This is a genomic window from Prevotella sp. AM42-24, assembly GCF_003461825.1.
In the GTDB taxonomy this organism is placed as follows: Bacteria; Bacteroidota; Bacteroidia; order Bacteroidales; family Bacteroidaceae; genus Prevotella; species Prevotella hominis.
The window spans coordinates 54,553-65,597 of the sequence record NZ_QTXV01000015.1 but is presented as its reverse complement, the minus strand read 5'-3'; the positions used below and the strand labels follow the sequence as shown (position 1 = coordinate 65,597).

The window sequence follows — 11,045 nt, the reverse complement described above, 5'->3', positions numbered from 1 at the left end:
AAGCAAATATATTCTGCATTTTCTTACGGAAAGCGGTTAATTTAGTACTTTATTGTGGGGTTGGCTATATAACCTTTTGCTAATGCCAATTGCCGGTTGGATAGATATACAGCCAAGCATTAAAAATGAATGAAGAAGCACTTCGTTAGAGAGCATATATATGTGCTCACTTTGAGGAATTGCTTTCACATCGGAGGGTGCGTCATGGAATTATGACACACCCTCTTTTTCATCTTAACTTTAAAATCTCGCAATATTGTAATTTATTAGTATTTATCTCATAGACCTATCATCTTCATACTTTAATCATTTCTTGCATTTATCGGAGCCTCAGCTACGGCAACCGGCGCTTTCTTACCTTTGTTCAGCATGGCTGCCCAATTAAAGTTGCGTTTGAGACCCGAAATCGTTTCGATAGTCATAATCAGAACTGAGACGAAACAGAAAATAAGCACACCCGCTATCATCAAACCAAACTTGATACCCAAAATGACGATATTGACCGGATTACCCTCATTCCTCGTTTCCACTCTACCACTGGTATAATGATATTCAACGATACTATCCGGCAGAAGCGACATCAGCAAACCACTACCGAAGAAGAAACTTGCCACGGCAAAACCGATTTTCTGAAGCGTACGCATGAAACCATGCTGACGGCGATGAGCAGAAATCACATATCCTCGCGGATAACCTGAAATGATATAGAGTGGTATCAGAATAATCAGATAAATCATCCAGCCAGTCTTCGTAGAAGCAGAATCATTAATATCATCCACTAACCCCTGAGTGTCCTTGAGCGCCATTTTCTGGATTTCATCAAAATCCATATCAGCAACTTCATCAAACTCGTCCTGATATTTTTCCATCTTTTCTTCGCATTCTGCCATACGCTTTTTATAACTCTCAATATTCTTATCCAGTTTAGCCGTATCAGCACTATGCTTTGCCGTCTTCATACCCTCCCTATAAGACTCCGCATTCCTCTTCAAGTCATGAAGTTTCATCAACTTATAAGCATTTGCAGACTGAACGCGACGTTCATAAAGCTGATAACTGAGTTCCGAACTTGCATCGAGTTTATCATAAGTAATCGTGGTATCAGCCTTTTTCCAGTTTTCCACAAGAGTCACATCCTTGGCATATTTCTGAGCATCCTCCTTATCCTGATTGCCAAAATACCAGAAGATGCAAGCAGCGATAATCGAACCGAATATCAAAGACCACTTCCACGTACGATGTTTGCTATAGGAATATGAGATAATCTCGCGCAAATCAGACACACGCTCACGGAAGAATGAGTCAGAAGGATCATCAGCCTTTCGCACAGCCTCATCCACCAGATTCTTCATCTTATCCGTCTCCTCTTTTGATACAGGATAAACATTATCCCAGTCAGTACTTCCCTTTTCCATGTCCTTAGCCTTGACATGGGAGGAGGTAAACAAAGCCTGGTCCAAACATTCCCAAGCTGCTAAATTTTTCTGTTCGTCCATCATTACTTTTACGGTTTTAGTTATTAATGAATGAGTCCACTTGAAAAAGTAATTTTTGAGAAATTCTTCAAATGTAATCATCTGATAATCAAATGGCGTTTTGTAGGATAAAAAACCAAAAATGACTTTTTAAAGTGGACTCAGTAAATAATTACCTTTCTGTTTTTTTTACTTTATTACCTTTTTACCTTTAACAACATACACTCCCTTCTGCGGCTCCACGTAGCCGAGGAATCGTCCGTTGAGGTCGTAGTAGTAGTTCTTGGTGGCAGGAGCGGCTGTGGTGGCGGTGATGCCTGTTGCGCCCTTGGCAGAGATGCGTATCACGCCATTGCCTTGTGTGAGGTCCACCTTTATGTTGTAGGTGCCTGGCTCGCCAGAGAAGAGCCATGCGCCGGGCGAAAAGTCAGGCTCCATGGCAGGAATATCGCTGTCAAGATCGGCGGGGTCGCCGTCGGTGTAGGGAGAGAGACGTTTGGCGTTGACAAAGTCCCAATCTGCGCCGAGACGCTTTAACACGATGAAGTGAAGATTGCCCACTTCGCCCACGAATGTGATTTCGCCCTCATAGATGCCAGGCTCGTTGGTGGCAGGAATCACGTCTGCAGGGATGTTGGTGAACCAATTGCCGTTGCAGCCGAGAGTGTAGAGCTCTTTCGGGTAGCCTATTGGATATGACGCATCGTTGCCGTGGAGCGTCAGACGGTTGTTGACAAGGTCTAATGTAACGCATGCAGTGAGTGGGTTATCTGTCGATGCTCCGATGATGAAGTCAGACACCTCGCCCTTCTTGATGCCTACGGTGAGGTTCGGTTCCACGTCAACAGTTGGTGCGACAGCACCGATGCGCTTGGCTTTAATCTCGTCCCAGCCATCATATGTAGAGGCGAGAGCGGTAGAGATGGTAAACTTGTTGCCATAGAAAGTCACATAGCCAGTGTAGATGCCTTCCACATCGTCCCATGTAAGCTCTGCGCCCTGATCGGCGAAGTTGCTACCGTTGGCACCGATGAGGTAGACATGGTCTGGATATTCGGGCACATAGGTGTCGCTGTGGAGGTTCATGGTCATGGTGCGGAGATCTACAGTCACGTCGTAGGTGCCTGGTGTGGCGATGTGGAATGACTGCTCTGTGAGCGTCATGGCCTTGTCGCGGTTGATAACCACCTTACCGCCACCGTAGCGGTAGGGCAGTATGGCTTCGTAGTCGTTGGGGTCGGTACCGAGCTGGCTAAGAATGTTGAAGTAGCATGAGGTGAACTCTACCGTTGCCTTATACACACCGTCCGTCTCAGTCTTTGGCAGTGTGGCAGATGCAAGTGTGGGATCGAAGACACCGTCGCTGCCCCATACATACAGCTTGTCGGGAAAGTCACCGAGCAAGGTGACGGTCAGGGTGTTGAAGTCGATGCGCATACGATAGGTTGTACCAGCGACTGGTACTTTGAAAGATGCGTCCCTACCCTTTACCATGGTCATAGGCTCATTGATAACGAGCATGGCGTCGAATACTGAAGGGGCGAAGCGGTTTTTGTTAAACTCTGTCCAATCGTCATCGCCAGTTGTCAGATGTTGGGTGACGGTGAAATACTGCGCACCGTTAACGAAGGTGACATCACCCTCATACACTCCTGTAGTGGCGGTCTCTGCCAGTTCTGCCGCAGCAGTGTTGGTTTTCCACTCATTGTCGCTGCCGACAATGTAGCACTGTGCGCTGGCAGCAACTGTTGCCAGCACTGTCAGCAATGCTGACATGATGATTCTGTGTAAATTTTTCTTCATAGGGCTTTAATCTTAATTCCGCAACATTATTATAAATTAATTTGGTGCAAAGTTAGGAAAAACAGGACAAACCACGCGTTCAAACCGTAAAACTTATCGCTCATTACGTACAAAGAGCGCCCAAACCATCAAAAAAAAGTGCCAAATGGTAAAAACTAACCATTTGACACTCTACGGCGGTATTCCTGTGGCGAACAACCATATACAGAAGCAAATACTCTGCGGAAAGTAGAAGGCGAATTGAATCCTGCTTTTTCCGCTATAAAAGAAAGCGGATCTTTAGTGGAAGAAAGTAACTGTTCTGCATATTTCACCCGATAGTTGTTCACATAATCATAAAAAGTCTTGCCATTCTCCTGATTGAAGAAGCGGCTGAGATAAGTACGATTGGTTCCTACCCTCATGGCGACATCCGACAACTTGAGTTTGGGATCGAGATAAATTTTCTGATTCTCAAACAGATCTTTTACCATCTGACTGATTTCGGGAGAAAGAAGATAATCGCCGGCAGACATCCCGCTATTAGCCTCACCTACCACCCCACTTGCATCAGAAGAACGGGCATCATCCACATCTCTCAATTCATCTATGACCGATTCGTGCTTATAGAGGAAATAACCAACAAACATCCATGTGGCCAACGATAGAATCATATAGAGATTGTCAAAATTCACATCCACCATCACCGAACTACAGGTCCAGGCAGCCAGAATAAAGAAGAAGCTGACCAGTATGGCCCTGAGCCAATGCAGATTGATGTTATCCTCATACGAAAACCGCTCTTTCAGTACCCGATGATATTGGGATATGAAAAAGAACGTAAGAAGCAGCGTGGCGCTACCATAGAAGACAGCCCAAGCTGCAATGATATAATACCAGATGGCATGACCTGTGATAATATAGAGAAGAGGCAGCACGACGAACGGCACCTCATGCAAGATGCCCTTGCGCCAGGTAAGCCATCCGGGCTTTACCAATTCCATCAGCACAAAGATGTAAAAAGGAATAATGACAATATCCATGGAAGTCATCACAGCCCACCACCTGCTCGTCATGTCATCTACATAATAATATATTACCAGGTCTTTCAGGCTCTCTACCACATAGATGAGCATGATTGCCTTGATAAGACGCGAGAGAACATCCGATCCCTTACGCCAGAAGAACCATGCCATCATGGAATAGAACATGACGCACATTCCATATATAAAATATCCTACAGGATCTATCAGTATCATCTTATTTTCTTAAATTTTAATATTTAGGAGTATTTCCCATCCTGAAAGAAAGTTTTCCACCTTTCAGCAAATCATCATGAGACAAATAATAGCCAGACTTACCATTCAGGTCAACTTGCTGGATGTAGAAATTCTCATCATCGACTCCCTCGGCAACAATTTCGAACTTTCTGCCGTTCTCCAAATTGAATGTAACCTTGTCAAAACTTGGCGTGCCTATATAATAATAAGGTGTAGCCGGACATACGGGATAGAACCCGATGGCTGAAAACATATACCAAGCCGACATCTGCCCCGCATCATCATTACCCGACAGTCCGCCAGGAGTATCATTATATTCAGTATTCAGAATATGATGAATGCGCTGCTGGGTCTTCCAGGGAGCACCAGCCTTATTATAAAGGTAGGCTATCTGATGACAAGGTTCATTACCATGCCAATACAATCCTTCATCAAACATTCTGTCCAGACGTGTGATGACGTTCTGCCCACTATTGTTGATAACTTGAAAAAGTCCCTCCACATTCTGGGGCACATACCAGGTATAGTGACAGGTAGCCCCCTCGGTAATATAACTCTTGCGATGCACCAGATCGAGATTATTTTCCCATTTCCGGTTTTGATGACGACCATCAGCCCATCCGGTCTTTGGATTGATGACATGACGCCAGTTTTCAGACCTACGCATCAGTTGCTTATAGTCAGCTAATAGCATTTTCTTATCCAAGGACAGAAGATTGCCTTTATTCTTCTGATATTCCAGAGAATCAGCCAACAACTTTGCCATCTGTGCCACGGCAAAATCATCAAAAGCATATTCCAAAGTACGGGAGGTCTGCTCATTCTGATGAAAAGCCTCTTTCACACTATCTTCCATCGGAATAAATCCATATTTGAGATATGACTTCAAAGCCCTTCTTCCCATACCATCCTTATACTCCTCGAAAGACTTCGGACTCTGGAAAGCATTCTTACGCATCCCCTGGTATGCTGTCTGCGCATCAAAGCCACGAATGCCCTTGACATAAGCATCCGCCAGAGCAACACCGGCATGGTCGCCAATCATCGCTGCCGTATAACTGTTCCAACAAGGGAAAATTGGCATCCATCCACCCTCCTTGTACATATTGACCAGCGACTGCATCATGTCACCCGACAAAGTTGGCGTGATGATATTATAGAGAGGAAGTTCGGCACGATAGATATCCCACATAGAGAAATCTCCGTATGCTTTTGGGAGTGAAGAATGAAGAGTGACAAGTGAAGAATTCTCTTGCTTTGTCTCTCCATGCGCAAATGGTGGGTAGTCGCCATTCACATCACTCATCTGGCGAGGCAGGAACGAGGCACGGTAGAAGGCTCCATAAAACTGGTTGACCTTAGCCGTATCCTTGCTTTTCACATCTATCGTATGAAAGCGGTCGCACCATGCTTCGATGGCTCTTTCCCGCATCTCATCAAAACTACTTGCCAAGTTATCCACTTCTTTCTCTAAATTGGAAATCGCATTTTCCTTGCCTGTAAACGAACTGGCAGTTCTCAATTCCATCGATTTTTCGGTCTGACCTTTGAAAGTAAGCCAAGCCCCGATGCGGGCACCTTTAGCCTCCAATCCCTTTCCTTTCTTACCCTCCTTGGAGAACACACCGAAATCAACCAGTCCTTCAGGGTATTCCAAGACAAAATGCCCACTGAATCCTGCTGGTTCACCCCATCCTTGGTAGATGCGATGCACAGGATTATAACCATAAACTCTATGATTCAGCGTATCGATCTCTATGTATCCTTCCCCCTCGTCACTATTCGGATTGATGACGATATGAACATCTTGGTCTTCCTGTGGTGTTACACGCAAGATGGCAGTATGGCTCAAAGCTGTAAGTTCGGTTTTGAGATGTTCTTTCCTCAAGTTGATCGCATAGTAATGAGGGTGAGATATTTCATCTGCATGCGAAAAAGAAGTAGCACGTTCCTCTGGCTGCAATCTCAGTTTGCCGCCCAAAGTTGCCACCGTAAAGGAACCGTAATCCTGGGTGCAACCTCCTACTATCCAATGGCTGTTGCGAAAGCCCTGCAATTCAGTATCCTTATAATAATAAGGTGCAATACACTTTTTCTCCGTATCTTGAGTCTGAGGAGTCCAGGAATTCTGTCCGTTAGGCACCAGTACGGCAGGAAGAGTTTGTCCATGTTCCTCACTTCCCTTACCAAACATGCCAGCCGTCTTGGTATTAGCCTGCGCTGTGCCCACCATCGTATTGAGGGCATGGAGCTGACGTACATGTTCTGCCTTGTCTATGCGGCTTTCCATATACTGCTTGAATTCTTCCCAGGAAAAATAGTTTTTATCATAAGGCGGAACATCAGAACCATAGAACACGTCTTCCATGCCTTTGATCTGTGCCTCGTTCACCTCATTATACAACAGTCTTACCACAATATTTTTCTCAGGATGAGCCTCGTCCGGCACATTCTTCTTATAGAAAATCATCTGTAGGTTGGTAGCCATTGGAACCACTACATCCATGCGATTATAGTCATATCGGTCGCAGGAACTTTCAAACATTCCCGTCTCTTCAGAAACCCTTTCATAGCCAGCCCCCAAAAGAGTAAGCAGGCGATAGAGATTGGTATCATGTCCGAAGCGCAAATCAGCCGAAGGCTTACCCGAAGCCAAAGCCCTATCAGCATCATCCCTGATATGATGCCACAAAGAAACAGCAGAACGCATCGGAATCTGTTCATTATAGAGATCATCTCCATTACAGATCGTCATACGCTTATTGTTGGCTTCATAGAAAGCACGAAATTCCTCATCAGTAAAGAGGGCATTCAACTGTTCCTCTATATCTTTCGGATAAGACTTGAAATTCAAACCCACATCCTGAATAGAGGAAGTGATGGCCTGCATCTCCCCCATCAACTTCATCGGATCATCAATCTTGGAAATATCCTTGAAAAGCAGATGCATGAATCTGTCTGTAGAAACCTTTGGCGTAACCTTTGTCCTGTTTCCCAATGCTTTTTCTTCCGGAGAAGTATAGGCAATCCATGCCATATCGGCAGAATCGGTCTTTACATCCATCGTTAGTGACGGCTGCAAATGATGCAATTCATCCGTAAAAGCCAACATACTTTTTGCACAACGGTCAACGACACTTGAACGTGCCGTCACACGATTACCTGTAGCAAAAATATGAGGAAAGCGTTGATACATACGATTGGCAATGCCCCGATGCTGAAGAGCTCCTAATTTCGACAGTTTACCACCATTACCCTGAGCATTATCCCATACTCGCCATAAGATTTTCCTCACCTTCTTTCCTAAAGGAGTAAGATTGGATACGTCCTCAAAGTGACGGTTCACCCAGGTATAGCGGTCATCATGGGGCATCCAGCGGGAACCATGACGACCATAATGACTGATATAGAAAGGAGAGTAACCCTCCAGAACCAGATTATCCTCATCCTCATATTTCTCGATGGAAAGAGTTTTACCGGTCTCTACCTCAGTAAAAGGATAAGCGCAGTACACCCCACCCATCTGGCGACGGGTCTGAGCTTGTACCAGCAAGAGACACATGACAAAACCGATTACTAATATTACTTTCTTCATTAGGCTTTTATATTTTTCCACAAAGTTACAAAATTAATTCTATTATCAGAACAAATCTGAAACAATTTTCTTATGGAAGAATCATTTCCCGTCCGGAAGCATTCCTGTGAGGGTCCAATCAATACCTAAAGGATTGTTTTTCATCCAAAGCACCCATGACAGTTGGTGACAAAGACTGATACACATCGTTGTGCCATCTATATCCGCCCGCACGACAACGGTCTTTGCATCCCTTGACACCTGTCGCCAAGTCATATCATTATAGATGAAAGTACCAGAATGAAGCAACTGCTGTAAGGCTTTTCTGGAAATAAACAGGAAGGTACCATCACGCATACCTTCATTCTGCGACTTGTTGCAGACATAGATATTCTTTCCTTTCTGCGGATTGTCCCAAGAGAAACCAGTAGCCTCATCCACCAGTCTTTCCGGTATCAGATAGACCGACTGGTTGCATTTCAAATACAGGGTATCACGGTTTCCATTCAGATAAGTTGCCCCGAGCTCCCAATTGCGATACTGACGGTTTAAAACGAAATGAGAAATCCCCTGTGAAGGAATACTTTTCAACAAGTTATCCACATCTTGTTCACAACGTGGAAAACGCTCTTTCTGATTAGAAATCAGCATCTTAGCACCGTTATCAACAATAGAATCAACAGCAGAAAAACCAGGAAGTACAAGTTTTCCACCATTTGTTAATAACTCATGAGTCAAGAATTTCCTATCCCAGGATTTCATCTTTTCATCCCTTACCACTTGCAGTTTTTTACCATTCTCCAGATGAATCGTATATTCAGGAATCAGCGGCGAGCCTACCAGATAGAGATTCTGTCCTGCCACGGGATAAAGCCCCATCATATTGAAGACAAGCCAGGAAGACATGGCGCCGCTATCATCATTTCCCGGCAAACCGAGCGGAGTATCGTTATAGTTGTCATTCACAATCTGTCTGATACGTGCTACACTCAGATCAGGTCTATCCACCCAATGGTAGAGATAAGGAGTCATAAAACTCGGTTCGTTAGCAACATTATAATGTTTGTTGGCAAAGAATGTATGAAGGCGCTTGATAAAAGCCTCCTTACCGCCGCACAACTCCACCAATCCCGGCACATCATGCGGAATACTGAGACTATATTCAGCCGACAAAGCTTCATAGAAGAAAGTACTCCACCATGGCAGATACCAGGGAGCCACCTTCGTGTCAGGGCGATAAGGAATCAGGGGATGGTAAACTTTTGATTTTCCCCAAGGCACAGAGTCGAGCCATCTCCCATCTGCATCACGAGGCATGATGAAGCCACGCATTCCCTGCCATTCATAATCACCACGCCAAAGATTGCGCCAGTTACCAGAGCGCTTGAGATATTTCTGATACAGGTCTTGATGTCCTAACCCTTTCGCCACCTGAGCGATGCACCAATCATCATAACTGTATTCCACCGTACGGTTACCAGCTCTGTCGATACCATAAGGGATATAGCCAAGCGTATTGTATTCCTTCAATCCACCACGACCATGCTTTTCATCAGGCACACTTCCCAAATAACCATCATCATCCGTAGGTGGAACTTCAGCATCCTTGATCATAGCCTTGAGTGCCAATTCATAGTCGATGCCTTTCATCCCTTTGGCAAAAGCATCGGCTATCACAATTTCAGCATTGCTTCCTCCCTGGGTTCTTCCATTCCAATTACCACTCCGGGCATCCGGCATATAGCCATCATGCTTATAAATATTCAGAAGCGAATGGATCATATCCCGCTGCTTATCCTCATCTATCAGAGTAAGAAGCGGCATAGACGTACGGTAAGTATCCCAAATGGCATAGTAATCATCATAATAAGGAGTATCAGAGAAATGAGGGTTTTCCCCCGACTTATCCACAGGCATCAGCATCGTATGGTAGATGCCCGTGTAGAACATCCGTTTCTGTTTTTCAGTTCCTACAATTTCTATCTTCCTCAATTTTCCATTCCAGGTTTCTCGTAGTTGCTTCAACTGGGCATCGAAACCACAGAAAGGGATATTCCGCTTGGCTTGGGCGATACTGATATGCGAAATACCCAATTTCAGATTGGCAATACTTTTCAAGAAAGTGACATCCAATCTTGCTTTAGATTCTTTCACCTTATTATATAATAGAGGAACATCGCTCTGCAAATAGAAATATACGGTATAAGGGCCGCCATTGTTCCAGCCGCCCCGAACCGTACTCCAGCCAGAGACGGCATATTTTCCATCACAGGAAACATATGAATCCACATACTGCTGCGCTTCGCGCTTATCAGGAATCGTATCTATACCTAAGAAAGTAGCCACATCTATCAAGAGTTTTCCCTTCTGCTTCTTGCCAAAGTCCAACCGATAGAAAGCACAACGTTCTGAGGCAGTAATCTCAGTTCGTATTCCATTCTCAAAGGTACACGCATAATATCCCAAGGAAATCTTCTCATCCATCCGTTTCTGGATGATTTCCTTGGAATCGAGGTAAGGCTGAATCAGGATATTGCCATATTTCTGTCCACCTCCCGTTCCGCTGACATGCATCTGCGAAAATCCCTTGACAGGTTCAGGTATCGGTGCCCATCCTGCATTCGGCATAGTCACGGCATCCGGTCCCGGCTTTACCATACCATAAGGCATACAAGGCCCAGGGAAAGTTCTTCCCAATCCCTCACTTCCGATACGTGGGTCCACATATCGGGTATAATCCTTAGCTGCAACCAGCAAGGCCACAGCCAAGAAGGCCACCAAAAGCTGTAAAGACTTTTTTCCTGCCAACCATAGTAATAAAAACAATAGGTTCCTTCTCACAATCAAACAGTTCTATCAAAATGAAACAAACTTCGCCTAACAATTAGGAAAAAGGGAGTGGCAGACCCTGCCACTCCCCATTTATCATCATTC

At 44.8% G+C, this 11,045-nt stretch carries 5 protein-coding genes; all 5 read right to left on the bottom strand.

Annotated elements, in window-relative coordinates:
- Positions 1–302: 302 nt before the first annotated feature.
- The 5 genes from DW917_RS06905 to DW917_RS06885 all read right to left on the bottom strand — a co-directional run bounded on the left by DW917_RS06905 (position 303) and on the right by DW917_RS06885 (position 10,937).
- Positions 303–1,499, bottom strand: a complete 1,197-nt coding sequence (locus tag DW917_RS06905; protein ID WP_118117286.1) for a hypothetical protein — start codon at positions 1,497–1,499, stop codon at positions 303–305.
- Between the two features lie 165 nt (positions 1,500–1,664).
- Complete coding sequence (locus DW917_RS06900) at positions 1,665–3,278, bottom strand: SusF/SusE family outer membrane protein (protein ID WP_118117285.1); 1,614 nt, start codon at positions 3,276–3,278, stop codon at positions 1,665–1,667.
- Positions 3,279–3,433: 155 nt separating this feature from the next.
- Positions 3,434–4,516, bottom strand: coding sequence for an AraC family transcriptional regulator (locus DW917_RS06895; protein WP_118117284.1), 1,083 nt, complete (start codon positions 4,514–4,516; stop codon positions 3,434–3,436).
- 16 nt (positions 4,517–4,532) lie between these two features.
- Positions 4,533–8,132: a GH92 family glycosyl hydrolase gene (locus DW917_RS06890; RefSeq protein ID WP_118117283.1), complete on the bottom strand. Its 3,600-nt coding sequence runs from the start codon at positions 8,130–8,132 to the stop codon at positions 4,533–4,535.
- An 81-nt stretch (positions 8,133–8,213) separates the two neighbouring features.
- On the bottom strand, positions 8,214–10,937 hold the full coding sequence (locus DW917_RS06885; protein WP_233524658.1) for a GH92 family glycosyl hydrolase: 2,724 nt from the start codon (positions 10,935–10,937) through the stop codon (positions 8,214–8,216).
- Positions 10,938–11,045: the final 108 nt, after the last annotated feature.

What these genes read in the sequence shown, in the direction of transcription:
- DW917_RS06905 (WP_118117286.1), bottom strand. Translation starts at nt 1,499, where the DNA reads ATGATGGACGAACAGAAAAATTTAGCAGCTTGGGAATGTTTGGACCAG.
- DW917_RS06900 (WP_118117285.1), bottom strand. Translation starts at nt 3,278, where the DNA reads ATGAAGAAAAATTTACACAGAATCATCATGTCAGCATTGCTGACAGTG.
- DW917_RS06895 (WP_118117284.1), bottom strand. Translation starts at nt 4,516, where the DNA reads ATGATACTGATAGATCCTGTAGGATATTTTATATATGGAATGTGCGTC.
- DW917_RS06890 (WP_118117283.1), bottom strand. Translation starts at nt 8,132, where the DNA reads ATGAAGAAAGTAATATTAGTAATCGGTTTTGTCATGTGTCTCTTGCTG.